Origin of the sequence: Cellvibrio sp. PSBB006 (assembly GCF_002162135.1) — a bacterium.
Lineage (GTDB): Bacteria > Pseudomonadota > Gammaproteobacteria > Pseudomonadales > Cellvibrionaceae > Cellvibrio.
In genome coordinates, this window is record NZ_CP021382.1 from 1,702,151 (window position 1) to 1,728,535 (window position 26,385).

General features: G+C 47.9%; 23 protein-coding genes and 1 pseudogene. 15 read left to right on the forward strand and 9 right to left on the reverse strand.

The annotated features are described in order from the left end of the window. The first annotated feature begins 8 nt into the window (after positions 1 to 8). Positions 9 to 821, forward strand: a pseudogene (locus tag CBR65_RS22690) (cytochrome c oxidase assembly protein). On the opposite strand, the gene CBR65_RS22030 reads toward CBR65_RS22690, so the two are convergent. Further along, a complete protein-coding gene (locus tag CBR65_RS22030) occupies positions 799 to 1,035 on the reverse strand; it encodes a hypothetical protein (RefSeq protein WP_157672002.1) in 237 nt (78 codons plus the stop codon). The pseudogene CBR65_RS22690 and the gene CBR65_RS22030 overlap by 23 nt on opposite strands. A 319-nt stretch (positions 1,036 to 1,354) precedes the next feature. On the opposite strand from CBR65_RS22030, the gene CBR65_RS07085 reads away from it, so the two are divergent. The 3 genes from CBR65_RS07085 to CBR65_RS07095 are packed head-to-tail and all read left to right on the forward strand — an operon-like array spanning position 1,355 to position 3,136. Beyond that, positions 1,355 to 1,867 carry a ferritin-like domain-containing protein gene (locus CBR65_RS07085; protein WP_087466208.1) on the forward strand — a complete coding sequence of 171 codons (513 nt, stop codon included), beginning with the start codon at positions 1,355 to 1,357 and terminating at the stop codon, positions 1,865 to 1,867. Positions 1,868 to 1,914: 47 nt separating this feature from the next. Further along, positions 1,915 to 2,742, forward strand: a complete 828-nt coding sequence (locus CBR65_RS07090; RefSeq protein WP_087466209.1) for a TIGR02587 family membrane protein — start codon at positions 1,915 to 1,917, stop codon at positions 2,740 to 2,742. Between the two features lie 46 nt (positions 2,743 to 2,788). Beyond that, complete coding sequence (locus tag CBR65_RS07095; protein ID WP_087466210.1) at positions 2,789 to 3,136, forward strand: hypothetical protein; 348 nt, start codon at positions 2,789 to 2,791, stop codon at positions 3,134 to 3,136. Positions 3,137 to 3,288: 152 nt separating this feature from the next. Here the strand turns inward: CBR65_RS07095 and CBR65_RS07100 are convergent, their stop codons facing one another. From CBR65_RS07100 to CBR65_RS22035, 3 genes are all read right to left on the reverse strand, one after another. Next, the gene (locus CBR65_RS07100) at positions 3,289 to 6,396 is read right to left on the reverse strand and encodes a TonB-dependent receptor (RefSeq protein ID WP_232461377.1); all 3,108 of its coding nucleotides are present in this window, start codon (positions 6,394 to 6,396) and stop codon (positions 3,289 to 3,291) included. 116 nt (positions 6,397 to 6,512) lie between these two features. Next, a complete protein-coding gene (locus CBR65_RS07105; protein ID WP_087468963.1) occupies positions 6,513 to 7,376 on the reverse strand; it encodes a S1/P1 nuclease in 864 nt (287 codons plus the stop codon). 195 nt (positions 7,377 to 7,571) lie between these two features. Then, the gene (locus CBR65_RS22035) at positions 7,572 to 7,739 is read right to left on the reverse strand and encodes a hypothetical protein (RefSeq protein WP_157672003.1); all 168 of its coding nucleotides are present in this window, start codon (positions 7,737 to 7,739) and stop codon (positions 7,572 to 7,574) included. A gap of 274 nt (positions 7,740 to 8,013) precedes the next feature. Between CBR65_RS22035 and CBR65_RS07110 the strand changes: the two genes are divergently transcribed. The 8 genes from CBR65_RS07110 to CBR65_RS07145 all read left to right on the forward strand — a co-directional run bounded on the left by CBR65_RS07110 (position 8,014) and on the right by CBR65_RS07145 (position 15,476). Continuing rightward, complete coding sequence (locus CBR65_RS07110) at positions 8,014 to 8,889, forward strand: PhnD/SsuA/transferrin family substrate-binding protein (RefSeq protein WP_087466212.1); 876 nt, start codon at positions 8,014 to 8,016, stop codon at positions 8,887 to 8,889. A 1-nt stretch (position 8,890) separates the two neighbouring features. Further along, positions 8,891 to 9,829: a hypothetical protein gene (locus tag CBR65_RS07115; RefSeq protein ID WP_087466213.1), complete on the forward strand. Its 939-nt coding sequence runs from the start codon at positions 8,891 to 8,893 to the stop codon at positions 9,827 to 9,829. Positions 9,830 to 9,993: 164 nt separating this feature from the next. Then, positions 9,994 to 10,758 carry a phosphatase PAP2 family protein gene (locus CBR65_RS07120; protein ID WP_087466214.1) on the forward strand — a complete coding sequence of 255 codons (765 nt, stop codon included), beginning with the start codon at positions 9,994 to 9,996 and terminating at the stop codon, positions 10,756 to 10,758. A gap of 40 nt (positions 10,759 to 10,798) precedes the next feature. Next, positions 10,799 to 11,740: a lipid kinase gene (locus CBR65_RS07125; protein WP_087466215.1), complete on the forward strand. Its 942-nt coding sequence runs from the start codon at positions 10,799 to 10,801 to the stop codon at positions 11,738 to 11,740. Between the two features lie 4 nt (positions 11,741 to 11,744). Next, on the forward strand, positions 11,745 to 12,185 hold the full coding sequence (locus tag CBR65_RS07130; protein ID WP_087466216.1) for a DUF2383 domain-containing protein: 441 nt from the start codon (positions 11,745 to 11,747) through the stop codon (positions 12,183 to 12,185). Positions 12,186 to 12,359: 174 nt separating this feature from the next. Beyond that, on the forward strand, positions 12,360 to 13,439 hold the full coding sequence (locus tag CBR65_RS07135) for an aspartyl protease family protein (RefSeq protein WP_087466217.1): 1,080 nt from the start codon (positions 12,360 to 12,362) through the stop codon (positions 13,437 to 13,439). Positions 13,440 to 13,534: 95 nt separating this feature from the next. After that, complete coding sequence (locus tag CBR65_RS07140) at positions 13,535 to 14,122, forward strand: TetR/AcrR family transcriptional regulator (RefSeq protein ID WP_087466218.1); 588 nt, start codon at positions 13,535 to 13,537, stop codon at positions 14,120 to 14,122. A 223-nt stretch (positions 14,123 to 14,345) separates the two neighbouring features. Beyond that, on the forward strand, positions 14,346 to 15,476 hold the full coding sequence (locus CBR65_RS07145) for a lipid A deacylase LpxR family protein (protein WP_232461378.1): 1,131 nt from the start codon (positions 14,346 to 14,348) through the stop codon (positions 15,474 to 15,476). 169 nt (positions 15,477 to 15,645) lie between these two features. Here the strand turns inward: CBR65_RS07145 and soxR are convergent, their stop codons facing one another. Beyond that, positions 15,646 to 16,107, reverse strand: coding sequence for a redox-sensitive transcriptional activator SoxR (gene soxR / locus CBR65_RS07150; RefSeq protein ID WP_087466220.1), 462 nt, complete (start codon positions 16,105 to 16,107; stop codon positions 15,646 to 15,648). Positions 16,108 to 16,184: 77 nt separating this feature from the next. Here soxR and CBR65_RS07155 point away from each other — a divergent pair, with 77 nt between their 5' ends. The 3 genes from CBR65_RS07155 (at position 16,185) to CBR65_RS07165 (ending at position 18,332) form a co-directional block, all read left to right on the forward strand. Then, positions 16,185 to 16,580 (forward strand): hypothetical protein, encoded by a 396-nt coding sequence (locus CBR65_RS07155; RefSeq protein WP_087466221.1) that lies wholly within the window; start codon positions 16,185 to 16,187, stop codon positions 16,578 to 16,580. A 70-nt stretch (positions 16,581 to 16,650) separates the two neighbouring features. Continuing rightward, positions 16,651 to 17,574, forward strand: coding sequence for an ABC transporter ATP-binding protein (locus tag CBR65_RS07160; RefSeq protein WP_087466222.1), 924 nt, complete (start codon positions 16,651 to 16,653; stop codon positions 17,572 to 17,574). Continuing rightward, on the forward strand, positions 17,571 to 18,332 hold the full coding sequence (locus CBR65_RS07165) for an ABC transporter permease (protein WP_087466223.1): 762 nt from the start codon (positions 17,571 to 17,573) through the stop codon (positions 18,330 to 18,332). Before CBR65_RS07160 ends, CBR65_RS07165 begins: the two co-directional genes overlap by 4 nt. A gap of 97 nt (positions 18,333 to 18,429) precedes the next feature. Here the strand turns inward: CBR65_RS07165 and CBR65_RS07170 are convergent, their stop codons facing one another. From CBR65_RS07170 to CBR65_RS07185, 4 genes are all read right to left on the reverse strand, one after another. Continuing rightward, complete coding sequence (locus CBR65_RS07170) at positions 18,430 to 21,657, reverse strand: TonB-dependent receptor domain-containing protein (RefSeq protein ID WP_087466224.1); 3,228 nt, start codon at positions 21,655 to 21,657, stop codon at positions 18,430 to 18,432. Between the two features lie 620 nt (positions 21,658 to 22,277). Then, complete coding sequence (locus tag CBR65_RS07175) at positions 22,278 to 23,840, reverse strand: tryptophan halogenase family protein (protein WP_198300899.1); 1,563 nt, start codon at positions 23,838 to 23,840, stop codon at positions 22,278 to 22,280. Between the two features lie 30 nt (positions 23,841 to 23,870). Further along, positions 23,871 to 25,367 (reverse strand): tryptophan halogenase family protein, encoded by a 1,497-nt coding sequence (locus CBR65_RS07180; protein WP_087466226.1) that lies wholly within the window; start codon positions 25,365 to 25,367, stop codon positions 23,871 to 23,873. Positions 25,368 to 25,595: 228 nt separating this feature from the next. Next, positions 25,596 to 26,309: a SapC family protein gene (locus CBR65_RS07185; protein WP_157672004.1), complete on the reverse strand. Its 714-nt coding sequence runs from the start codon at positions 26,307 to 26,309 to the stop codon at positions 25,596 to 25,598. Positions 26,310 to 26,385 lie beyond the last annotated feature (76 nt).

The following is a 26,385-nucleotide window of genomic DNA, read 5'->3' on the forward strand; positions in this document are numbered from 1 at the left end:
TCCCGCCCATGCATAATGGTAATTTGTCTTTGTCATTATCGATCTGGCTAGCGCTCGGTTTGTTAACCGCGCTCTATATATTTGCAGCACATGTGGTTCAACCTGAACTACGGTCATGGAAAATAAAACGAACTGGCTCTTTCATGATTGGAACCGGTTTGTTGGCCCTAGCCTTTTGTCCACCCATCTTGACTTGGGCACACCACGATCTTCGCGGACATATGCTACAACACTTATTGCTCGGTATGTTTGCGCCATTAGCCTTGGTGATGGCTTCACCTATTACCTTATTATTACGTAACCTCCCGGTTCGCACAGCACGCTTCTGCAGTTGTTGTTTGCGCAGTCGGATGGCAGTGTGGATCAGCCATCCTTTTACCACGCTCCTGCTCAACATAGGCGTGATGTATTTGCTATACATGACGTCGCTATACTAGGCGAGCCTGACAAATATCTGGCTTCATGTGTTTATCCATGTGCACTTTTTTGTGGCGGGTTATCTATATTGCTGGTCAATAGCAGGTCGCGACAACAGCCCATACCGCGCGTCATTGCACGTACGTCTCTTAGCCCTGTTTTTGGGAATTGCTGCTCATGGTTACCTGGCAAAGCTGATGTACATCAATCTGTGGCCCAGCGTGTCACTCTATAACAATCAAACCTATACCGTTGAAGCCATTCAGTCCGCTGCACAGCTTATGTACTACGGCGGTGATTTGGCGGAACTACTGTTAGCGGTCGCATTGTTCTATGGATGGTACAAAAAGCGAAATCGGTATTGGAAACGCCATCCTCACGTCATTCGTTCTTTCTTGTTTTAGGTGTCGAATGCGGATGATACAAAGGTTCAGGCGCCTCAGTTGGCAACGGATCTTCGGGGGTCGGATGCTTACCTTGCCTCACTGCCACCTTCAATGGATGCTCGGGATTATTAAGGAAGAGTTCTCGTGGCCCTTCATCCTGAATATCATCCCGCTTCGGATTGCGCTGAGGATCATCAGCAAAACTACGGGTATCAGCGGTTGTCTTTTTCATGGATTTTGGTTCCTGTTCATCAATACATGTTATTCAGACCAGCGCCATACAAGAAAATTCTTTACGCCCAGCGCCTGTATTTTCATGTCAACCAGTACATGAAGAACCATAGAAGAGCTTTCATGCCCCCTTTATATTGAAGAACCCTTTTCATTCGCAATAAAAATGACAGATTCTGTTAAGCAGCCAACAGATCATATATGCCTGCTTCTGATTATCATCGCCAAAGACCGATGACCAAGCATTTAATCGTGCAATTATTTTTTTAAATACAGGTCCTTACTTTTACTTAAATACTATTTCAAAAGGAGAAAAGAAGATGACGAACACCCCAAGTGAAAATTTAATCGACTGGCTCCGCGATGCGCACGCAATGGAAGAGCAGGCTGAAAAGATGCTGAAAGGACAAGCGGAACGGTTGGAGCACTATCCCAAATTAAAAGCACGTATTGAGCAACATATCGAAGAAACTTACGGACAGCAGAAGCTGCTCAGAGCCTGTATCGAGCGATTAGACAGCAGCCCTTCTACCATTAAAGATATGTCTGCCAAACTGATCGCGTTCGGGCAATCGGTTTCCGGCATGATGGTTAACGATGAAGTCGTAAAGGGCGCCATGAGCGGGTACGTCTTTGAGCATATGGAAATTGCTTCTTACACCGTACTTATCGCGGCAGCCAAAGCGGTGGGCGATACCGAAACGCAACGAGCCTGCGAACAAATATTGCCCCAGGAAATCGCGATGGCTGAATGGTTAAAAGAAAACCTGCCTGAATTGACCCAGGCGTTTTTGGCGCGCTCAGCCGGCGACGACAAAACAGCGAAGCGTTAAATTAACGTACAACTCGACACCAGCACCTTATCGTGTAACTCACACCCATGACGGATCAAGAACGCACGCCTATGTGGATGGGACTCGGCAGAGCGATTGGAGGGTCCATCATCTTCAGCTTGCCGATGATGATGACAATGGAAATGTGGTGGATCGGGTTTTATATCAGCCCGTTGCGTCTGGCTTGTCTTATCCTGTTCAGCTTGCCCTTGTTCTATCGCATTTCGACGATGATCGGTTTTCGAAGGAGCAAAACCTTTTGGGATAACGCAATAGATGTGCTGGTGTCCTATGCCGTTGCCTTCCTGACTACAGGTATCGTTCTTTCTGCCCTAGGTGTAATCCAATGGGATATGGATCCGGGGTCTGCGTATTCAATCTTGCTGCTCCAAGCAGTACCGGGAAGCCTCGGCGCCCTGCTCGCACGCAATATTGTGAGCGAAGGAAGCAAATCTGAAGACGACGCTCAAGAAAAAGAAGGCCGCAATTACAAAGATGATTTAACCATTCTCGCTACCGGAGCGCTATTTTTAGCTTTTAATCTGGCGCCCACCGAAGAGATGGTTCTGTTGTCTTACAAGATGACGACATGGCATGCATTGGTTTTACTGTTGCTCACACTGATTGTTATGCATGCTTTTGCTGTTGCCAGTTCCAGATGCTCGCCCACCCAGTTAAGTAGCTGGCCGATTCATTGGGGAATTTTTGTTCGAATAACGTCGAGTGGTTATCTGATCGCTTTTCTGATCAGCTTTTTTATGCTGTGGGTATTCGAAAGCCTGGCAGACAAAAGTTTTTATAACGCCGTTAAGGGCATCATCGTTCTCGGGTTTCCTGCGGGAATCGGGGCCGCCGCTTCACGAATGATCCTATGATAGATAATGCGTTAGTTCGTCAGAATTTTATATGGCAGGATTCAAAATGGACAATGTCAATGAACAAACCAGCGAAGCAAACACACCCACATGGGAAAAAGTGCTGGGCGGGTGCGGCTTATTATTGCTTCTGGCCGGGTTCGCCTATCTAGGGTGGACCGCTATCGTTGAAACCGAATCACCACCTGACGTTATTTTTAATCCGGTAAAAATAAGCGAGATCGACAACGGCTATCTGGTCGAGGTCGAAGTAACCAATACGGGCTCACAAAGTATGGCGGCGCTGACTATCGAAGGGCGCTTGATAAAAAACGACAGTGAAGAAATACGTCGTGCACAGTTGGACTATTTACCATCCCGTTCAAAAAAATTACGTTGGATTCTTTTTTACTAGCGATCCGCGCACCGGAACATTGCAATTTCAGCCATCGGGTTATCAGCAACCTTGATTGGCCTATATGCTCATATAACCAACAAAAAAATGAGCGGGCTAACCCGCTCAAACTCATGGAGTAGACTCACTGAATAATATCGCTGGCTAGCGCTTTAAAAACTATAGCGAAGGCCAACTTTCAAACGCCAGGTAGACGCTTCTGGAATATATTCGCTCCAGTTGCTTGTATCAGAACCACCAAAGCGTTCATCGTATTGATATTGGCCGGTGACCGGGTTGACATCGTAATCCCACAAGATTTGCTGTGGGAATTCCATACGACGCACCTTGCCTTTGTCGCTGTCGATAAGATTCAACAGGTTATCAATGGTGAGGTAAATCATGCCTTTGTGACCATCGGCAAAACCAGGAATTTCCTGCTGGATACTGAAATCCAGTTCGGTAATCCAGGGTTGTGTTGAGGAGTATTTGGGCGCATAACCACCAGCATAACCACTCAGTCCTGCTGCATCGACCAACTCTGCCATCTGCGCATAACTCAAGCCGCTGCCAGCCCAATCGATGTTCGGATCGTCAGCACCACTGGGAATGTACGGCAGGTAGACATCGCTGTTGGAAAAGTCACGTTGGTCGCCAAAATCGTAATCATTAAACGCACCCAGCGTCCAACTGAATGGCCGTCCGGAGCGACGTTCGTAAAATAAATTGAAGCGCGTTTCGTTATCACCGAACCAGTTCGCGGCATAACCGAAGTTGATCAGGAAGCGATGCTCTACTTCGTAATAACCGGTGCCCACCAATTCTTCGTTGCGATTGAGTGCAACATTGTATTGGTAATTGGACGAGGCCGTTGAACTGGTGCCGGGGTTGGCCTCAGTAATATCCTGATTGGTGTAAGCCATAAACAGGCTGAAACCGTTTTGCCAATCCTTTTGCAGATTGGTGGTCCAGATGATGCTGCGCCCGTCGTCATCGGCATTGGTCAACATCAAGTCATAATTGCTGGCGAGATCACCCGTATAGATACTTTCATAGATAATGCGCTCACCATCAGCGGTACGCCCGGCTTCCACGCGCGAGGTATCAACCCAGAACGAAGAATTTTCTTTTTTGCTGTAATTAAATTCCGTACTCCACAGGAAACCATCGCCAACCCAGGGAATGGTCAGTTCCTGATCCCATCCCAATTGAAAGCGCCAATCGGATTCCAGTTCGTAATCCGGATCAATGTAGTTGGTGCTGCCGCTACCCGGCGTCATCGCATCTCTGACTGCCTGAGGCACATCGGTGAAATTGACATTGTCGGGATCAGCAATGACAGCATTGGTTACACTCGTCGGGGCCGACACCAGAGTAATACCGTCGTTGGTGAAAGAGTTCGCTGTCCATACATTAGGTTTACCACCACTGTAACGCCCTACGCCGCCACGCAATGTCATGGTGTCATTCAAATCCCAGTTAAAACTGAAGCGCGGTAACAGGATATCCAGCCCGTCGAGATTTTCGGTGTTGCTGTAACCGTATGTTTCTACAAAATTAGCGTTTTCCGGCGGTACATCATCCGTTGCCAATTGTTCGTAACGCAGGCCAAACGTCAGGGTAAGATCGGACGTTACCGTCCAGGTGTCTTCTGCATAGAGGGAGTGAGTGAAGCGCTCGATGCCATAGGCAAGATCCTCAGCATTGTTGGTGTAAGCATTGCGGTAAGAAAGGAAAGAAGGTGATCTGTTTTCAAAATCGTCAAGCGAATCAAACGTCCATACACCAGCGGTACTGTCACCAAAGAGATTATACAAACGCAGGCGTTCGCCCTGGTAACCAAATTTAATGTCGTGATCGCCAAGTAAATAATTACCGTCGATATTTAATATCAATGTGGATGTATCGGCGATATTGGCGTGGCGGTAACGATCGCGTCCAAAAATAATTTCATCTGACCCGACATCCACGGTTACTTGCCCCAGACCCGAATTGGTATTGGAACGCGTCGTCAGATCTTTATAGGACAAACCAATTTCAGTGGAGAACGCATCAGTCCAATCAGAAAACAGATGGGATACGTAGGTGGTGGTTTCCGTTTTCAACGTGTATGCATTGGATGCCATACGCAACTGATAGTCTTGATCGGAACTGTTGCGATCCTCTTCGTTATCCTGCACCTGGTAACTGAAGTCCATGCGATGACCATCAGCCAGATTGACATCGAACTTCACCAGAATTTTTTCATCGTTCTCTTCTACACCACCGGCGACAGAATCTGTGAAACCATAGGTGTCGTTCAGGATTTGGGTAAAGCGTTGATAATCTGCTGCGGAGATATTGCTGGTATTTGCACCGCTGCCATCCACATCATAAAGTTTGGCCAGCGTGCTGTTAAAGTTTTCATAGGAGACAAAGAAGAAGGCTTTATCCTGCATCAGCGGGCCGCCGACGGTAAAACCGAAAGTACTTTCATCACCCAGCTCTACATCACCCTCTCCTTCCGGATCGCCGGCAAAGCTGCTGTCCATGCCTTCGTAGAACAAAGAGCCATGTAATTCATTGGTACCGGATTTGGTCACCACATTGATCAAGCCACCGGAAAATCCACCGACCTTGGCGGTAAAGGGTGAGGTATCCACACTGATCTGACTTACAGCATCCAAAGATACCGGCGGGCGCTGGCTGGGATAGCCGCCGTAGTTCAAACCGAAGTCATCGTTCTGCCCGATACCGTCCACAGTGATACTGTTATAGCGCGGGTTATTACCGGCGATGCTGAGGTTGCCATCTTCATCCACGATGGCCATAGGGTTGTTGCGCACAATATCTTTAATATCGCGGTTGAATGAAGGTGCATTGCGAATATCATCTTCACTGAACACAGAGCTGGCACCGGTGGTGGTGGAATTAATTACCGCTCCCATGACCAGCACTTCTTCCAGTACCTGATCTTCCAGTTGCTGATCAAGCCGCAAGGTTTTTCCCACTTGCAAATACAGGTTATTCAATTGCGCATCACGATAAACCTCGGAATCAATCGTTACCTGATAAGGTCCGCCAACACGTAAACCTTTTACGCTGTAAGCGCCGGTTTCGTTGGTGACAACTTCACTCACCGTACCCGAGGGTTGGTGAACGATGATCACCCTGGTTTGCGTCGCCGGTGAACCGGTCGGACTGGTAATCTTGCCGAGGATTGACGAGGTAGTGTCCTGTGCGAACGCGTAGCCGGATAACCCGGCACTAATGGCCAGACAAAGCGCACGCTTCTTCATCATACTCCGCGTACTCGATGGCGAATGTTGCATGATTAATTCCCCTTGACTCATGTGTGTTGGTTTAATGTTGTTCATCATTACAGGGCGCTGTTGTTGTGGTGTTCTTATGGTGTTTTTTATGGGCGCTTTGGCTCTGCGACTTTCACGGTCAATGCAGGCGTCGCATGAACGCCTACTTTCGCGCGCGAGTCATAGATACTGTTCAGCAGCCCGGCAAGGCGTATGCCGGCCTGCACTAACCGCAATTCCACGTGCGGCATCTGCTGATAGATGTAGGCATAACCCAATTCACCGGTTCCGCTGGCATACACAGACTTACTCAACACCATGGATTCCTTGAGCCAATCTGCGGGCGAGGAATTGAGGTGGCGTTTGATAAATTGCGCATCGCGGGTATCGATAAACTCGGCAAATTCCCGATAACTCAATTGGCGAGATTCAATCAAACCGGTATCCCATAAAGAATGGAGATTGGTTGTATCACCAAAAAAAGACACATTAATGTCATTGCCTCCACGATCGTGGGCGTGACCGGCATGCAGGGGCTGGTGAATATCGCCAACCAGATGCACCAGAAAGCGAAAATAAAACTGCTGTTCTTCCAGCGGAGCACGACGCGATTTAAGTACCGAAATCGCTTTCAGGGTCGCGCCATAAATATCCTCAACATCATCTTTATCCTGTGGAACATGGTAGTGCTCAGGTTCGAATGCCTCAGGTTGCTCAACGTTGATGTAGTGCCAACGGCCTGATTTTTTTTGCCAGAAATCGTCCGGGGCCGATCGCATTTCATCGGCCCAGGTGGCGACTTCCGGCAAGAGATCACCGGCCAAGAGCGGCTTGATGGCTTTCCGGGTAGTTTCAGTTAAATGGGAGTTGGCTATGTGGCCCACAATTCTGTGGCCGTTCTGACCCCAACAAAATGCCTGGGAACTTAAGGTCAACAACAGCAGGCTGGTAAACAGTTGCACGCGCATCATGGTGATATCCGAATGAGAATTGACAATCAACATCGGGCGATGAGGAATCCGATTACGTGCATAGTCAATACATTCGAAACAGACAGAAAGGAGTTATTGCCATTCAAAATGACTTGTTAATAAATCTTTCACATCAATGTTTTAGAGTCGACAAATAAACTTATTTAAGGCGATAAGTCTGGGTTAGCGCACTGCTTAAGCACCAATGTAAATAGAAGATGGCGAAAGAATGAAAAATACCTGAACCTGTTTTTGTTGTTTTTTTGCACCAGAGAATGCCCCCAATGGCCCTGATAGCCACGCAAGATGAATCGCTTTGGTGCGTTTAACCCATCTGCCTTGCAGACCGATGAATAACGCCATGATTTTTAATACCTGTCCGAGCGGACAACGATTAGGCAGCGTTTGGTAAAACCGGATTTGCAACGCGAAACAATCATTTTTTGATCATGATCTGTGAGAGAAGGCAAATTCCCACGTGAAATCAGCGTTTTTACTACCCGCCAGTGATGGATGGGAATAAATATTGCTAATTAACGATGTTCAGGAACCGTTCAATCCGGTTTCAACCTGACGCTGGTGGTTCGCACTCACGGATCTTTTATGTAATTGATCTTGTCAACGCGATGACTTTCCAATGAACGACTTGAAATGGCTTGCCCCTAAAACCTATCCGTTTGTGTTGTTTTTTCTCGCCGCCATGTTGATGTGGTACGTGGGTAAAGACACGCAAAATGCGGTGGACTATCGACTGCCTTCGATCATTGAAGAGCATTACACCTGCGTGGCAGGCGCCGATGCGCCTGATAAAAAATTAACCGTGTATGTCAACACGGAATATGTTGCACGCAACCTTGCCAATCGCCTGTGTGCAGATGCGGTCGTCAAGCGTCAGTATCATCAGGTACAAGCCTGGTGGGGGGGCGGCGAAGCAGCGGCAATCAGTTTTATCGGCAAAGGTCTGGGCGATGTGGTAAATACAAAAGACAATATTGTGGAAGCCTTTGATGCAGAAAAAACCTACGGCTACAAACGGCTGGCCAGTTATCCGCAGTATCAGGCATACCTGATTGCACTGCATGAAAAGCCGGTTATATCACGTGAATATTTAATCGGCAGACGTATCGGTTTGGTCGATTATCCCACCAGCCGCTCAGGCCATAGTATTCCCATGCATATGCTGCAGGCACTCGGCTTGCAAGATCAGGTGACAATTGTTTATAGCCACAGTCACACCGGTTTGCGACAGCTCTTAGCCAGTGGACAAGTGGATATGATTTCCAGTTATTGGTCCGAAGATGACCACGAACGTTTCTCGGAAAATTATATTCAACCGATCAGCGAATCCGACATCAGCGGCAGCAGTTGGTATTTGAAGATGGATAATCGCAACACTGATTTGTTTTGTGCATTGCAAACTAACCTGGCCACGATTGCCGAACAACAGGCTTCAACCTATTTCGGCCAGTTGCATTTTTCTGAAGGCTGTCCCGAGCAATTTGTGGGGCGATAATATGTATTACCTGCGCAAACATTTTACCCGTTATCACTGGCTGTTTTTTGTGTTCAGTTATGTGGTGTTACAGGTAGCCTTTTCTTCGGGCGCATCACTGCAACGGCAGTTCAATATTGAGCGAGGCATCCTCGCGGTAGAAAATCGTATATCGCTGGATCTTGCGCACCTTTCCCTGCCAAACCCCGAATTAAATATGGCGGGCAACGCCAGTCAGGTACTGCACTATTTACAGGAATTGAATGAAGCCATTGCCGCGCAGTCACTACCGGTCAGTATTCACAGCTTGCAAACTGTGGTGGCTGATACCCACACCAGCCCGAAGCAAGAAATTGTTCGGCAGTTAATTGCACCGGAACAAACCATCAATCTGAGCTTACATGTCGAGGAGCCGGGCTGGCTCAGCGGGTTATCAGGCTACCCGTTGCTCCTGGCCGGTTTGTTACTGATACTGATTCGCCCCTATCTAAAACGTAAGCCTGTGCCGGTAACCGAGCACCACACCGCCGAGATCATACCGCTTACCTTAACCCTGGATCTCACCAACAAAGCTCTAACATTAGGCAACAAACAAGTTCCTTTGGCCAATAAACCTTTGTGTTTTTATGCCGCGTTGCTGAATTACTGCCAGCAACATCCTGAGGTGCGTTTGTGCCAACATCACCAGCTGCCGGACGCCTTGCTTGAACTGGCGGACAAGTATTTTCTGCGACTGGTGGAGCTGGGTCATACCATTCGTAAGCGGCCGGATTTCAATGCCAATCTGGAGAAAATGCTCAGCGAAATCCGTGCGGCGCTGGATGAGTTACTGAGCGAACATCCCGACTTAAAACCGCTTTACTACCCACCCAAAGCAACCGGCGAGGGATCGCGCTCGCGTATGCACAACTTTGCCCTGACGCACCTTCAGCCACAGCGCTGGGATATCACTGGCAAATAGCCACTTCAACACTCGTCGCAAGACATCATGCCCACCGCTTTAAGCAAAGTGTCATCTAGCCACCCGAGGAAGCAAAGCGAGTGGCAAACAACAGACCTTTCCTGCTATTTCTGTATATGATCACGCGACATGTATGTTTTTGCGCAGTCATAGCGAGGGATTTGATGAACGAGAATCCGGACAAACCATCCTTTCTAACGACGGAACCCGGCTCCCAGGGCCGCATTGCCGGTGTATTGCAATGGCTGGGCAGCCATGAATTACCGGTGCTATTGGCATTATTTGCCATCCTGGGAGCGCTTTGGGGCTTTGCGGAATTGGCAGAAGAAGTCATGGAAGGCGATACCCATGAAGTCGATCAGGCATTGCTCTTGAGCATGCGCAATCCGGCGGACCTCAGCGATCCAATCGGCCCAGGCTGGGTGGAAGAAATCGGACGTGATATCACTGCCTTGGGCGGCAATGCCATATTGACACTCTTGACCATTGCAGTGGTGGGCTACCTGTTGTTGGACGGCAAACGTCGAATGGCCGTGGTATTAATAGTGGCCACACTGGGTGCATTGGGCGTGAGTACGTTGTTGAAGAACACCATAGACCGTGAGCGACCGGACCTGGTCCCGCACCATACGCGCGTCTATACCGCGAGCTTCCCCAGTGGGCATTCGATGCTGGCAGCCAGCACTTTCCTGACCATGGGTGCCCTGCTCGCGCGCGTCCAGCGACGCAAACGTATGAAGGCTTACATTTTACTGGTGGCCATCACCGCCACCTTGCTGGTAGGACTCAGCCGGGTATACCTCGGGGTACACTGGCCCACGGATGTACTCGCCGGCTGGACAGCCGGTGCAGCCTGGGCCTTGTCGTGCTGGTTATTGGCACGATGGCTACAAAGGCGGCATGAAGTGGAAAGTGAAACCGAAAGCTGATTGACACAAGGGCATCTGGATTAGCGACTGAGCATCAAACATGACAAATACATCGCGTACCGCGCTACTGATTGTGAACCCTAACAGCCGATCCGGCGGCGACACCGATATGCAGGAGGGCATAGCTTTATTGGAAGCCGCAGGCATCAATCTGATCAAGACAAGCTCGCAAAGTGCGCAAGAAACCTGTCAATTGATCGAAGACCACCGCCATCACATCGACCTGGTGATACTCGGAGGTGGCGATGGCACAATCAGCTCCGCCGCACCGGCGCTTTTTCAACATAAGCTACCTTTTGCCATATTGCCCTTAGGTACCGCCAATGATCTGGCGCGATCTTTAGGTATGAGCGGCGATCTGCTGGAAGCCTTTCAACTAATTGTGGAGAATCACCGCGGCCGTATGAATCTGGGCGTGGTGAACGGGCATTATTTTTTTAATGCGGCCAACATCGGCCTCGGGGTGCGTGTAACTCACGAACTGACACCGGAGATAAAAAAGCAATGGGGCGTGTTCAGTTATCTGGCTGCGGTATTCGCGGCGCTAAAAAAGAATCGCAAATTTCGCGCAACGATAACGGTGGACGATAAACCCTATCGAGTCAGCTCTATCCAACTGGCCGTCGGCAATGGCCGCTACTACGGTGGCGGCAATGTGATTGATGAACACTCCACCATTGATGACGGCAAATTATGTTTGTACAGCGTGCCACCATTGACCTTATGGGAACTGCTGACGCTGGCTCCCTTACTGCGCAGCGGCAAGCAACGATTGACCGATAAAATTTTTACCGCCTCGGGACGACGCATCCACATCAAGACGTCACGGCTGCGCGAAATCCATGCGGACGGCGAGCCGGTCAATATTACCCCCGCGTTGTTTGAAGTGATCCCCGAAGCATTGGAAGTCATCCGGCCTCAACCGGTTGAGATTTCATCCATGGACTCTGAACAAATCCGTGAACCAGCCCTGATGGAGTAACACGATGAATTTATTACGCACCGACAAAGAAGTTGCGCTGAACGACCTGCTGGTAGCCAGTCGCGAAACGGTAGACCATTGTCAGGACGCGGTAGAGTATCTGAATGACGACCACATAACGCCTGTACTGCGCATGATCATGCAAGAACGCCAGGGATTTATTCAGCGTATTGAGCAGGCCATACGCGCATTGGGCGACCTGCCCTCGGTTCCTGACCCGGATCGGGAAACCGGAGAGATGCTTCTTCATCATGTAACAGCGGCGCTATCTTCTGACACCACCACGCAAATTCTTGAACAACGCATCAAGGCCGAGCGGCACGTTCTTGAACTTGTGCAAGCGTGTCACGCTGCGGGATTGGATGACGCACATGGGCAGTTGTTGGTGGAGATGGAACAGCAAATCCATTCGACCATCGAGCGGCTCGACGCGTTGGAAGCCTGATACACCGGCGACATCCAATTCAACTTTCTATCCGGTAGCTTGTCATATCTCCAGGCTGCAACAGCGTTGCTGTCTGTATCAACTGTAGTGTGTATCCACTATAGTTTGCCCTTCACGTTACGGCATTAGCCTCATTCACGGCATTGGAGAGCACGGCAGTTACCGGACAAGATTATGGCAAGATTCACGTTCATCAGTATCACCCTTGGAGCCTTTGCACTGGGCTTTCTGGCCAGTGAGTATCGTCATAGCCTCAAGGCCTCCAGCCCTGCTCCCGAGAGCATTCAACTTTCTGCTCCCCGTGAGCCACATCACCAACCATCCAAACCTGCACCTACTGGCACGGAGCCACATCAGACCGAAGCCGACACAACCGTGAGTGTCTTTTCATGGGAGCGGGCTAATCAACTCATTGCCCTGTCCCGTTTTGAAGAAGCCATCCGGCTATTGCAAAGCCACCTCGCAGAAACACCGAGATCCGCCCGCGCCTGGCTTTTGTTGGCGCAAATCTATGAAAAAATTGATAATCATGAAGCCTCACTGGAGGCATGGTTTCGGTATCTGGACTACGAGGTGGATGCCTTAAAATTTGAACAGGCCATGGCGTACGTTCGCCAATATCTGATGCGGCTTTATCAAAAACCGAACCTGCTCAGCGGCAATTCACAGTGGCTGCTGAGCCAGCTCAATGAACTGCTGGAGTTCAATACCAACGACGCCGAACTTCATGTAATCCTCGCTTCACTTTACGCAAAACTGGAAGACAATTATCAAGCGCAGTATCACGCCATGATGGCGGTTAATGATCCGGCGATGCAGCAGCAGGCCGAGGATATTCTGGCCGAGCTGAACGGTACATCGCTACCCGATGAGCTGAGTATCCCCTTGGTCCGCTTTGGTAATCAGTACCTGGTCAATGTCACCATTGAGGGTTATCCGGCGCGCCTTTTGCTGGATACCGGCGCGTCCCTCAGCGGCGTGTCAAATGTGTACACGGCAAAATACCCTTTCCTGGTTAAATCCACCAAACCTATCCGCCTGAATACCGCCAGCGGTACAGTCGACAGTGTGCTGTTCACTGTGGATACTTTGCGCATCGACGAGTTGGCTTTTAATCATCATATTCTGGCACTGCTCCCCATGCACAAGATGACCGAGTTTGATGGTTTGCTGGGCGTAGATATCCTAGGGCGGTTTGATTTTGTGATTGATCAGACCGCCGCCGTCCTGCGTTTACGCGCTCGTCACAAATAGCCGCTATCCTAACTATTCCTTTTTGGGAGTAGCTTAGAACAACATGACCTAAGTTACCCTTTGACAAACCAGACGACTGGTCATATATTTTCCCCATGAGCAAACGTGAACTGAAAAAAGACCATCTCCTCGACGCCGGCTTACAAGTCATGGCGACCCGTGGATATAACGGTACCAGCATCAAGGATATTGTTGATGCTGCCGATGTACCCAAAGGGTCTTTTTACACCTACTTCAAAAGCAAGGAAGACTTCGCCGTAGAAGCTCTGGAAAAAGTGACCGAGGAACGGATTCAACACAATCGTCATCTGCTCGGCAACCGCAGCATTCCTCCACTGGAGCGCCTGAATCGATTCTTTATCGGCAATATTGGCGGATGTGAAGAAGGTATTAAAGGCGGATGTTTTATCGGCAATATGTGCCAGGAAATGTCAGATTCCAGCGAAGTCATTCGCCTGAAAGTCCGACAAATGCTGCGTAACAACACGCAGGCTATCGAGGATGTCCTGGAAGAAGCCCGCCTGGATGGCAGCCTCAAAAGCACCATCTCCTCGGCAGTACTGGCGGAATTTTTATTTAATGCCTGGGAAGGTACATTGATGCGCATGAAGGCCTCCAAGTGCCGTGAGCCGATGAATGCTTTCTTGATGTTGTTACCGGAAATCCTCGGTAACCGCCCCTGACAGGTAAAATTTTTTACCTCCTTTTAAAGACGACCAGTCAATTGTAAGCCGCACCTATGGCAGTTGCGTGTCAGCACACCTAATTCAACGCCTCACTTTGTGGCTTTATTTGTGCGGTTTTTTACAGACGACCGGTCATCTAAACAAACATTCAGATTTTTACATGTGGCTGCCGGTCTACCACTAAGAGCCGGCAGCTGCGCAGTAACCGAAGGAATTGATGATGAACAGATTTTTACGACTCACAATCAAAACACTCACCCTGGGTCTAGCCTCCCTGCCACTTCTGGTGTCTGCCCAAGAGGTTGATTACAACTCACTGCAAATTGCCACATTGATTGAGGAAGAAAAACGCCCTTATCAAGAGGTGGTGCTATTGCCATACAAAGAGCCGCTGAAATCCAGTTGGGCCCTGGCGATTGATAATGACATTCTCGCCCTGGGTGGGCGGGACCAGGATTACACCTACGGCTTCAACTTTACCTACTCGGGCCGCAAGGCGCAGGAGCTCTGGCTTTCTCTGGATAAACCGTTAAGCGCTATTGATCACCTCCTGGGTGTTGATAACCAGTCCGCGCAAAGTATTGATAACCACAGCATTGAAGTCGGCCTGTTTGGGTTCACCCCGGAAGATATTACGGTCACCACTGCAAATCCCGATGATCGGCCCTATGCGAGCCTGATTTATTGGTCCAATTCGCGCGAACAAATGGACCTGAACAGTAATGTTTCCTGGAAAACGACACTGACTGTAGGCGCGCTGGGTTTAAATCTGGTGGGTGAATTTCAAAACACCATCCATGACAAACTCAATGGCAACGAAGCCATGGGTTGGGATAATCAGATCAGCGAGGGCGGTGAATTAACAGCCCGTTACGCGATAGCCCGACAGCAATACCTGGGCACCCTATTCGGTGATATGGAAGTGAAAAGCACGCTGCAAGCATCAGTCGGTTATCTGACAGAAGCGAGTTGGAGCCTGAGTTTTCGCGATGGTAAATATCACACCCCTTGGTCATCATTTAACCCGGAACTGGCAAGCTATGGGGAAAAATCTACCTATAACACCAGTGCCAGACCGATCCGCGAACATTATTTCTGGGCGGGAATGGCGATAAAAGCGCGTGCCTATAACGCCTTTTTACAAGGACAATTTCGCGATAGTCCGGTGACTTATGATCACAATGAATTAAATCCGATTGTGTTCGAAGCCTGGGCGGGATACACCATCGCTTTCGCCGAAGGCTATCGCTTGAGTTATGTGTTGCGCGGGCACAGCTCCGAGATCAAACAAGGCGCTGGTGATCGCAACCTGATGTGGGGCGGCATTATTCTGGCGAAAACGTTTGATTGATGAAGTTTTTTGATCAACGCAGTCTTTTGCTGGACGAAACCATAAATTGACCAAAGTGCCGCTGGGATAGCGGCACCGATCGTCCAATCCATAACAACCATTTTTCTTATCTTCGCTACCTGCTGTCGAATTCGATAATGCCCATTCGACTACTCATTGCAATGTGACATTAATCAGGGTCCAACAAGCGTGCTCCGCTGCCTTCAGCTGATAGCTCATCCCAGGGATTACGCAGAGGACAATCACGCAAAGACAAACAACCGCAGCCGATACATTTATTCAACTGATCACGCATTTGCGTGAGGCGCTGAATACGATTATTCAGCTCCTGTCGCCACTGGGCAGACAGGCGTCGCCAATCGGCGGCGGTAGGCGCGCGCTCATCCGGCAGTGTCTGCAAAGCATCACGAATAGAGGCTAGTGGAATACCGGTTCGTTGCGCAACCTTGATAAGCGCCACACGCCGCAGCACGTCGCGGTGATAGCGTCGCTGATTGCCGGCGTTGCGCCAACTTTTAATTAAACCCTTGGATTCATAGAAATGAACAGCAGAAACCGCCACGCCGCTACGGCTCGCCACCTCCCCCACACTCAGTTCCTGACGAAAATACTGCGGATCAATCTTTGCCATTTTTGCTTTACCTATTGACCTCAAGCTAACTTGAGGTTTTAGCATTCCCACCAACATAATGCAATCGAGGGAAAACCATGCTGACACATATTGACACACTGCCGCTCCATAATATGTTTGATGATGAACGCTCCAACATGATCAAGGCTATTGAAGATATCTTTCGCACGCGCCATCAAGCACCACAACCCAATCTGAAACCCTTGGCAGATTCGACAAGTAAAAAGCGATCTATCACGCGCTTGCCGGTTGCTATGCTGCAACAATCCGAGAACCGAATGCATTATGAGTTGTTAAGCATTGTGCCCATCAGGGATAGTCTCGCCATAGTAAAAATTCTGCAAACCCCACTGGATAAAGATGGACGGCGTATTGAAGAGGCCACAAGCTCGCCACTGATGGTGATTGCCAAGTCCGATGGCGAATGGGAACTTGTCGGCTTGCCCTTGCCGCGTCACTGCCTATTGTACTAAGGCGATTGACATGGACGTTAAAGTACTGGAAGTTACTCGTCGATATATACCACCAACATAAGGAGGTCGTGTGCAAGCGATCATCTCGGTAAATAATCTCACCAAAACCTACTCATCCGGCTTTAAAGCACTCAGTAACATTAACCTCGACATCCGTCGCGGCGAGATTTTTGCTCTGCTTGGGCCGAACGGCGCAGGCAAGACTACGCTGATCAGCATTATTTGCGGCATCGTCAATCCGGGCAACGGCCAAGTTTTGGCAGATGGTCACGATATTGTTCACGATTATCGCGCAGCACGCGCGAAGATTGGCCTGGTGCCGCAGGAGTTATCCGTCAGTATGTTTGAAAGCGTATGGGATACAGTGAAGTTCAGTCGCGGGTTATTTGGCAAAGCACCCAAGGATACGTGGCTGGAAAAAGTGCTGAAGGACCTGTCGCTGTGGGACAAAAAAGACAGCAAGATTATGGCACTTTCCGGCGGAATGAAACGACGAGTGTTAATTGCCAAAGCCCTGGCCCATGAACCACAAATTTTATTTCTTGATGAACCTACAGCCGGAGTCGATGTGGAATTGCGCCGCGATATGTGGGAAATGATACGTGGCTTACGCGACAACGGCGTCACTATCATCCTGACAACCCACTACATCGAAGAAGCAGAAGAGATGGCAGACCGCATTGGCGTCATCAACAAGGGTGAAATCATTCTGGTGGAAGACAAAAACACCTTGATGCAAAAACTTGGGAAAAAACAACTGTCCTTACAGTTGCAACACCCTTTAACCGACATTCCCGCTGCACTGAGTCATTATCAACTGGAGTTAAGTGCCGATGGCAATCAATTGATTTATACCTTTGACAGCCAACAGGAAGCAGACATTGCCGGACTCTTGCGACAACTGAGTGGACTGGGTATCGAGTTCAAGGATTTACAAACCAGCCAGAGCTCTCTGGAGGATATCTTCGTTAATTTGGTGGGAGGACACGCATGAACATTCATGCCATAAAAGCTATTTATATTTTTGAATTAGCGCGCACCTGGCGTACCTTGATGCAAAGTATTGCATCGCCTGTGCTATCAACATCGTTATATTTTATTGTGTTCGGTTCAGCTATTGGTTCACGCATGGTAGAAATTGATGGCATCAGTTACGGCGCGTTTATTGTGCCGGGTTTGATCATGCTGTCGTTATTGACGGAAAGTATCTCTAATGCATCCTTCGGTATCTATATGCCGAAATTTACCGGCACAATGTATGAGATTCTGTCAGCACCGATTTCAGCGATGGAGATTGTTGTCGGATTTGTCGGTGCCGCCGCCACCAAATCCATCATCCTCGGTTTGATCATTCTCGCCACAGCACGCCTGTTTGTCGACTTCACCATTATTCATCCTATCTGGATGCTAGGCTTCCTCGTGCTCACGTCCGTCACCTTCAGCTTGTTCGGTTTTATTATCGGCGTCTGGGCGGATGGGTTCGAAAAGCTGCAAGTGATCCCGATGATGATCGTTACTCCATTGACATTTTTAGGCGGCAGTTTTTACTCTATTCATATGCTGCCCCCGCTGTGGCAAACGATTACGTTATTTAACCCGGTGGTGTATCTAATCAGTGGTTTTCGTTGGAGCTTTTACGGCGTCGCTGATGTCAAGGTCGGCATCAGCCTGGGAATGATCATGTTATTTATGTTGTTGTGTTTGTTTCTGGTTTGGCTGATTTTTAAGACGGGGTATAAGGTTAAGGCTTAAGTCAGAGGTTAAATATCCTGTCAGGTATTAGCTAAAAAAAGGTGCATCAGTTGATGCACCTTTTTTATTTACTTTACGATAGCTCGTGTCGCTTTACTTACATGCGATAATTTACCCCGAACACAATCCGCGGCTCTTGCGACGTATAGGTCATTGTCTGACCCGCATACCCTAAATAACTGGTTTGCTCTTCACCGGTAATGTTGATCGCTTCTGCCGTGAGGGAGAAGTTCTCATTGAGATCATAGGTGACGTTCGCATCCCATTGCCCGTAATCGTCGAAGAACTCAGAGGCACCATTTTCCAAGCCAAGCACCCCAAAGGTTGACCGAAAAGGAGAAAGGTATTCATCGCGCCAAGTGTATGCAATACGTGCACTGATTGCGTCATTCTCATAAAAGCCAATCAAGTTGAACGCGTGTTCCGAGATACCGGGTAAACCAAGGTTGCTGTGAGTCGTGGAGGATACATCCGCTGTACTATCTGAAAAGGTATAGTTAAAGGTCGCCCCGAAACCATTTTCAAATGCTTTTTGCGCTGTAAATTCGAGACCTTTTACACTACCACCAGACCCGTTCACCGTGCGACTTACGCTGCCCAGATTTCCGCCATCTGGGCCGGTATCAACACCAAATTCCAGACGCGTTTCACCGGCAAGGAATGAATCAACCGCTTTAACAAAGGCACCGGCAGAGATCAATCCTAAATCATCAAAATACCACTCATATGCGACATCCGCTTGGGTTGCGCGATAGGGATCAAGACCGGGGTTACCGGAAGAACCGCCGGTAAAGCGGAAGTAAGTGCCGAAATCCGGATCATCTTCACGCGTGAAGTTTTTCGCAAACCCTTTACCCAAGGTTTGCAAGTCAGGCCGCGCGATAACACGTGATGCAGAGAAACGCAGTTTGGTTTCTTCCGTTGTATCCAACACAAAGTTCAAACTGGGTAACACATCCCAATATTCTTTAGTCTTAACGGTAAAGACATTATCGTCGAGTAAAACACCCTGGCTGTTCCAGCTGTCAGTTGCGATGGACCACAAGGAAGATTCAGGTGTGGTTTCAGCAGACGATACTTCCACTTCGGTTTGCACAACCCGTACACCAACATTCAACGTGTACGGGACGTTGTCACCTTCGAAATCAGCCTCACCATAGAATGCGGTTGTGGATTCTTTTACATTCCACGATTCCAGGGGTACCTGGAACCACTGTCCGGGTGTGTTGGGGGTAATGGCATCAATCCAACCTTCAACATCGGCGGCTATTTTGTTCGCATCTTCCATCATTACATTGGATTGATATCCACCGGAAGGAAAGAAGTTATTCAGTGCTATCGACCGATCAGGATTCATAAGATAGGTTTCCCATGGAATCACACCCGGCGAACCACTCCAGCGATTAAAATGGTTATTGGTGGCTGTATCATGAGGAGAATCCTGATCGCCAGTACGGATAGCGGGGCCGTACAGAGCTTCGGCCATATTGATGCCGCTGGATGTAGTGAGTTCAAAAGCTTTTAAGCCGATGGCAGCATCCATGAAGTAACCCCAAGGCCCGAAAGGCTGGTTGTCATCCAGGCCGTCACCGTCGATGTCACATTCGCGGCCAGCTACGATTCCGCCATTGCCACAGAGATCGTGATAAACCGCTTCCTGAATGCCCGCTCCACCTAACCCGGGATTTACACTCGGATCAAACGTGCTGGCAGCAATAAGGTTACCATTTTCGTCGTAACGGTTCGGCGTCATTGCACCTTCGGTTCTGCTGAAATCACTCAAATAACGTAGCTCGCGGAAATCAGCTTCATCTTCCGCATAGCGAAAACCAAAGGTAATTTTTTTCAAATGACCGACTTCAATGTCGTACTCGACATCACCCCGAACAGCGAAGGATTCCTGTTCAATGTCAGCGCCCAGAGCCCAATGTGATTTGTAAGTGAGAAACGAAGGATCGTTCAACCAGGCCGGGTTGGCAAAGGCAAAGGAAGGACGCGTGCCACTATTAAAGCTGAATGAACGACTGGCGGTACCCGTGCCAACGTTCGCATTTGAGTGAGACCAACCGTTATCGGTTTCGCCGGTCCAGGTAGTCATTGCGTAGGGAGAAAAGCGCGCATCACTGTAGCCTGCGCGCTGCTCCAGTTCCGATTCTGCGTAAGCTACATCACCGCTGAAACGCAGTTTGCCACCACTGTCATGTTTGAATCGTAAGGCGAAGTTATCTGCTGTCCCTTCACTGACTTCACCAGCAGAATTGGTTTCTGCTCCAGGGACATTAAAGGTTGCAGATTTAACAATACCGATAGGATTGCTGTTATCAATGACGAATGGCTGACTCTCGTCAATACCCGCAGCACCATCGGTATTCATGGGGTGCTTCACTGAATACTGGCGATTTTTAACCTCCAATTCTGAATGGAACCAATCCATGCCCACTTGCATTGCATCCGTGATATTCCACTGCAAATTTAATGATGCACCGATGCGCTCCCGCTCCGCTTCACTGTCGGTAACATAAAACATACCCGGTGCAAAATAGGATTGGCCAGCAGAGCACATCATAGCTTCTGCATCAAAGGTTCCACCTTCTGTACATCTAACAGCGGTGTTCTCACGAGAAAAACTTTGAATAGAATCGTTGTGAACGGTTTTTTTACTGGCACTTACAGAAAAAATCGCCGCGAATTTATCATCCCAATTATTTCCCAACACAAGGAAACCTGAAGGCTGAGCATCCTCCGCATCCAGGCCATAATCACCTTTAATATTGGCGGCAACCAATGGTTCTCTAAGGTCAAATGCGTCGCGGGTTTTTAAATTAATAACTCCACCCAACCCGCCTTCTACCACTGACGCTTTCGGTGTTTTATACACCTCAACTCCACCCAGCAACTCAGATGGAATACCTTCAAGCGAACTATCGAATTCTTGCTTGGCTTCGCCCAGCTGGAAATATTCCATACCAGAAATAAATGTGCCGCCATTAAGTAATGTAATATTTTGATCAAGACCGCGAATACGGACTTTTGTACCTTCACCGTTATTACGATCAATCTGAATGCCTGGTAAACGCTGCAACGACTCCGCCACGTTTTGATCGGGCATCTTACCGATATCGTCCGCCGTAATGGCTTCAACGAGTTGGCTGGAGTTTCGTTTTACGTCGATTGAGCGCTCAAGTGAGCCCTTAATACCACGCACAAGAACTTCTTCCATCACGCCGGCATCATTATTTTGCGCTATGGATAGGCCGCTGAATCCAGCCATCGACGCAATGGTCGTGGCCATGATTTTCTTTTTAAAACTTATTGTTTTATACATGAAGCTCTCCTTTATTATTGGTAGAAAATATTTTTCCCGGATTACGCACGCTTAACAGCAACAGGAAAAAGCTGAGTAAGCGAGTTCACCTTCTGGGAGAAGGCAAATTCTCAAGCCCGAGTATGCTCGGGCAAAACTTCATTATTTATGTAATTTACCGGCATCCCCGTTCACTTTTAGCCGGGTTCAGCCAATGGCGAAAATCATCTTTGGACAGCAATGACAGCGCTGTCATATAAATCAACAATAAGAAGGTGCGTAAAATAGCTTCCTGCCAGCTTTGTATTTTGATTTGATAATTTATCTTGAAATAGATATTAATAGATCTTATTGATTATAATCCGGCATCAATATGAAACCGGTTACTTCGCGGCGCAGTATTAACTTACGCAGTCACTTTGTCAACGCTTTGTAAAAGATTGCTTTGCTTCCAATGTGTTATATGCAAAGCGGTATAAATAGATTGAGCCCAATACACCATAAAAAAAGCCAACCGAGTAAACGATTACATCGATAGATCATTTATATGATTTTTAAGAACGACTTACTGAGGAGAAAATAGAAGTTATGAGGAAAAAACAAACTATCCGAACACCCAATAGTCTGCTATATGAAGAAGGTTACAACCGCCGTAACCCGACCTGGCAAATCTTGTTAATCAGGTCCCGGTTAGTAGGCAGGTGAGCAGTATAACGCTCAGTTAATGCCTTTACTTCCCGACGGTATCGCTGAAATATCGCAAAGTCACTGGAGCGCTTTTGCGTGGATCGATTTTCCGTCACAAATCCCATCCCATACAAAATATATTGCCAACTGGCGGCCGGCAACATTTCTTCTGCAAGCGGAAAATCATATTTGTTGGGAACCTGATGCCGCCATAACTCTAACAGTTCCTGAAGCCTCACTGGTACAGATTCAGGCTTAACGTTATCTATCCAATATTGGGTATCCGTCCGCTTTGTGAGTACATATTGAAGTTTTACGAAATCGATGATCGTATCCCAGTAGTAGGAAAAACGCTGGTTAAAGCGTTTGGCTACAATTTGCATAACATCTTTTGTTGCCGGTAAATCATTGCTGATCATTGCTGCAGATGCTTCGACCAACACCAGCGCCGTCGCTTCTAATGGCTCAAGAAAACCGGCAGCCATACCTACCGCGACGCAGTTTCGATGCCAAAATGTGGCTCGATGTCCCGGATCGTAGGGGATTTTTCTAAAAGATAATGACGCTGCTTTTTCACGGCCAATTGAGGGTTCGATGTAACGGCGCAGCTCATCAGCTACGGTCTCCTCGTCAATATGCGCGCTCGAATACACATAACCTACACCTCGACGGGTCGGCAAGCCGATATCCCAAATCCACCCTCCACTTTGTGCGGTCGCAACAGTATGTGACGCAATTGGACTATCTTCCGATGGATAAGGCACTTGTACCGCTAATGCCGCATCATTAAACAATATGTGCTTCTTTGATATAAATGGAATTTGGTAATGCTTACCCAATAGCAAGGCAGCAGACCCCGAGCAATCAATGAATAAATCACCCTCAATATCACCGGATTGTTTTGTACTTAGCGCAGCGATATCACCGTTATCTGCCGACTTTACTTCCAGAACATGATCTATAACATGCTTCACACCTAATCTTTCACCACAGTGCTTAGCCAAAAACTGACCGAACTTTAATGAATTGAAATGGTATGAATAGTTTGCAACAGAAGCATATTCGGGTGTCGTTATTTGTTTGGGGGCAAGCCCACGCTCACACAGGTGCCCTTGAAAACAGATCGCATCCGCGAAAGACACCTCATCACGTATACTTTGCCAAGGCAACACAAGATCGGCCTCATTAAAACCTTGAGGCAACACTAACGGGTGATAATAAAAGTCATCATCTTTGCCATTTACCCACTTGGCAAATTTTATTCCCTGCTTGAAAGAAGCATCACACTCTCGGAAAAAATCAGTCTCAGATACGCCCATTTTGGATAGGGTAATCCGCATGCTGGGCCAGGTTCCCTCACCCACACCAATCGGAGCGACATCAGGAGATTCAATTACCGTCACCTGTATTCCCTCGGGCTGATAAGACTTATGCTCAGCCGCAATAACACCAGCTGTAAGCCAACCAGAAGAACCGCCACCCAAGATTACAATGTTCTTTATCGAATTATTTTGCACGACAATTTCCTGAATTACGCTGAAAACCTGTTATGAAATTTTTGGAGCTTTGCAGTAACTATCGATGAAGGCCTGATGCGAGGGCATTTGTCCAAGCTTTTTATCTACCATAGCTTTCAGTCCTTTCAAGAACCTATCAAGCTCCCTTTCTTCCATTAAGTCCACAATCGGGTGATACCTTTCAGGCATAATGTGTTGCCCAAACATTACCTGTGTCCACGAATCCACAAGAAACAACTCCTTTTCAAGCAAGGGAACTGCGCCAGTATCTTTAAATAATTTAATTCGGTGCGCCAAGGCTTCAGGAATTTCCATATCTTTGCAATAACGCCAAAATGCTGTATCCGTTCTTTCAGTTGCATGATAATGGAGGACAATAAAGTTGCGCACTCGATCCATCTCTTCGCGCGATTGTCGATTATATTCATCAACAGTTGATTGCCTGATTTCATCCAGCGGAAATAATTTTAATAAGCGTAATATCGCCGACATTGCCAAATGAATGGACGTTGATTCAACCGGCTCAAGAAAACCGGAAGCAAGCCCTACAGCAACGCAGTTTTTATTCCAGACCTTACTACGTCTTCCTGTGCGGTACCTAAAGGCACGAGGCTCAGTAATCGCCGGACTTTCCAGATTCGACATCAATGTCGCCAATGCCTCATCGTCAGAAACATGACGACTGCTGTACACCATCCCGTTACCGACACGATGCTGTAACGGAATACGCCACTGCCAGCCAAAGTTGTGTGCAATAGCCTGGGTGTAGGGACGCGGAGGTCCGGCTAATTCTGTCTGGATGGCAACGGCTGAATCACACGGCAAATAATGTCCGTAGGGTTCATAACTGGTATTGAGTGCACCCTCAATCAAACGAGCAGAAAAACCGGTACAATCGATGAACAAATCACCGTCTATGGTGCGACCATCCTCAAGTAAAAGCGATTGGATATAACCATTCGATGGATCTATGTTAACGGTAGTAATTTTTCCTTCGATCCAGTTTACACCGTGTTTTAGAGCGTGCTTTTTTAGAAATCCAGCATAGAGCCCCGCATCAAGATGGTAGGCATAATTTACACCGGACTCATCTGAACCCAGCATCTTTCCTTGTTTCGCGGCCATCAACTCAAGGCAGTATTCTCCAAAGCTTTCTCCTATACCTTTTTTTTGAGCCGAGAGCCAGAAATGTTGAAAATCACACGCCCAACAATCTTTTCCGGTGACCCCGAAGGAATGTATGTAGTTATCACCCAAGCGCCCCCAATTGATAAACTCGATACCAAGTTTGAAGGTTCCCTGGATTGCACTCATTAATTCCCTTTCGTCGATACCCAACAGTTTATGAAAGGTTCTCAACGGAGGAATGGTAGCTTCACCAACACCGATACGGCCGATCTCTTCAGATTCAATTAGGCTGATGTCCAGGTTTTTGCCCAGTAATTTACCCAGAGCGGCAGCTGCCAGCCAACCCGATGTACCTCCGCCAGCAATTACAACCTTTTTTCTAACAACATCAGAACTCATGAAGCCCCCAAAGCTACCTGCACAGCGATAATGTATAGTTTATGATGGACAGGTAGAATATGCTAAGTAATAACAGATTATAAATAGTAGTCATATCTGCGGCTTGATATGATGTCGAGTGTACCGCTTTCTGAAGTCAATACGGCCAGTTTAATTATAAATATTCTCTATCAAGATAAATGCAGAGTTCTCTAAAAGAGTTTCTGGATATCGAAAAGCCCGCCCCCATTATTGATTGTTTTTAAGCGTTAGCAGCTTACTTATATTATTTAATGAACCGGCAATATAGAAGGCGCTAGATAGAAAGCCTTCCTTGTTTAGCGAGAGTAATTCGTCTGACTTAAGGTTTTGCAGCTTCTCAATATCAATCGTATAAGCGCCGCTAAAGTTCACCTTCTCCCCATTGCTAAAATCCAGCTTGATATTAACCGGCTCAATTAACTCCAATGCCGTAAAAGCTTCAACCATCTGCGGTATTTCCCGGGATTTTTCATGCAAAATACGTAACGCGTTACTCACACTTGCCATATAAGGCGTTAGTTCTCCGGCATCATTAAACACTCTCTCACCTTCAGCCCGCCCTACTCTGGGGTCATCAATGTCAACATAAACCAGAGGCTCTTGCTTTTCCAGGTCTTCATTCCTATCGAGGCCAATAAGAAAAGGACCCTTCGCGACCGACAGCGGCTTATAAACCGATTGCCAGTGCCCTGCTTCATCAAGATATAAATTTTCTTTCTGCTCAAAGCCCAACAATGCGCAAGGGAAAAAATGCCCGCTTTGATTGTGTTTCCGAAAGATGATGGGGTACTCCCGCTGCACCTCTTGTATTTCGCAAGGTAATATCATCACGGTTCCATGGCAGTTCACATCCTCGGGAAACCCTGTGGCAATACGTAAATCTTGGTGCGTTTTGTTATTCAACAATTCGAAACTAGCCATACTCGAAATCTCAATACTGTTTTTCAAAAACATGAAAAATATAACTAAAAAAATGCCGCTCCGAGGAGCGGCATTC

Excerpts from the sequence above, each read along its gene's own strand:
- CBR65_RS07170 (WP_087466224.1), bottom strand. The coding sequence starts at position 21,657 with ATGTATAAAACAATAAGTTTTAAAAAGAAAATCATGGCCACGACCATT.
- CBR65_RS07130 (WP_087466216.1), top strand. The coding sequence starts at position 11,745 with ATGAATTTATTACGCACCGACAAAGAAGTTGCGCTGAACGACCTGCTG.
- CBR65_RS07155 (WP_087466221.1), top strand. The coding sequence starts at position 16,185 with ATGCTGACACATATTGACACACTGCCGCTCCATAATATGTTTGATGAT.
- CBR65_RS07115 (WP_087466213.1), top strand. The coding sequence starts at position 8,891 with ATGTATTACCTGCGCAAACATTTTACCCGTTATCACTGGCTGTTTTTT.
- CBR65_RS07125 (WP_087466215.1), top strand. The coding sequence starts at position 10,799 with ATGACAAATACATCGCGTACCGCGCTACTGATTGTGAACCCTAACAGC.
- CBR65_RS07120 (WP_087466214.1), top strand. The coding sequence starts at position 9,994 with ATGAACGAGAATCCGGACAAACCATCCTTTCTAACGACGGAACCCGGC.
- CBR65_RS07105 (WP_087468963.1), bottom strand. The coding sequence starts at position 7,376 with ATGATGCGCGTGCAACTGTTTACCAGCCTGCTGTTGTTGACCTTAAGT.
- CBR65_RS07185 (WP_157672004.1), bottom strand. The coding sequence starts at position 26,309 with ATGGCTAGTTTCGAATTGTTGAATAACAAAACGCACCAAGATTTACGT.
- CBR65_RS07085 (WP_087466208.1), top strand. The coding sequence starts at position 1,355 with ATGACGAACACCCCAAGTGAAAATTTAATCGACTGGCTCCGCGATGCG.
- CBR65_RS22035 (WP_157672003.1), bottom strand. The coding sequence starts at position 7,739 with ATGGCGTTATTCATCGGTCTGCAAGGCAGATGGGTTAAACGCACCAAA.
- CBR65_RS07145 (WP_232461378.1), top strand. The coding sequence starts at position 14,346 with ATGAACAGATTTTTACGACTCACAATCAAAACACTCACCCTGGGTCTA.
- CBR65_RS07140 (WP_087466218.1), top strand. The coding sequence starts at position 13,535 with ATGAGCAAACGTGAACTGAAAAAAGACCATCTCCTCGACGCCGGCTTA.
- CBR65_RS07180 (WP_087466226.1), bottom strand. The coding sequence starts at position 25,367 with ATGAGTTCTGATGTTGTTAGAAAAAAGGTTGTAATTGCTGGCGGAGGT.
- CBR65_RS07100 (WP_232461377.1), bottom strand. The coding sequence starts at position 6,396 with ATGATGAAGAAGCGTGCGCTTTGTCTGGCCATTAGTGCCGGGTTATCC.
- CBR65_RS07110 (WP_087466212.1), top strand. The coding sequence starts at position 8,014 with ATGAACGACTTGAAATGGCTTGCCCCTAAAACCTATCCGTTTGTGTTG.
- soxR (WP_087466220.1), bottom strand. The coding sequence starts at position 16,107 with ATGGCAAAGATTGATCCGCAGTATTTTCGTCAGGAACTGAGTGTGGGG.
- CBR65_RS07135 (WP_087466217.1), top strand. The coding sequence starts at position 12,360 with ATGGCAAGATTCACGTTCATCAGTATCACCCTTGGAGCCTTTGCACTG.
- CBR65_RS07165 (WP_087466223.1), top strand. The coding sequence starts at position 17,571 with ATGAACATTCATGCCATAAAAGCTATTTATATTTTTGAATTAGCGCGC.
- CBR65_RS07090 (WP_087466209.1), top strand. The coding sequence starts at position 1,915 with ATGACGGATCAAGAACGCACGCCTATGTGGATGGGACTCGGCAGAGCG.
- CBR65_RS22030 (WP_157672002.1), bottom strand. The coding sequence starts at position 1,035 with ATGAAAAAGACAACCGCTGATACCCGTAGTTTTGCTGATGATCCTCAG.
- CBR65_RS07095 (WP_087466210.1), top strand. The coding sequence starts at position 2,789 with ATGGACAATGTCAATGAACAAACCAGCGAAGCAAACACACCCACATGG.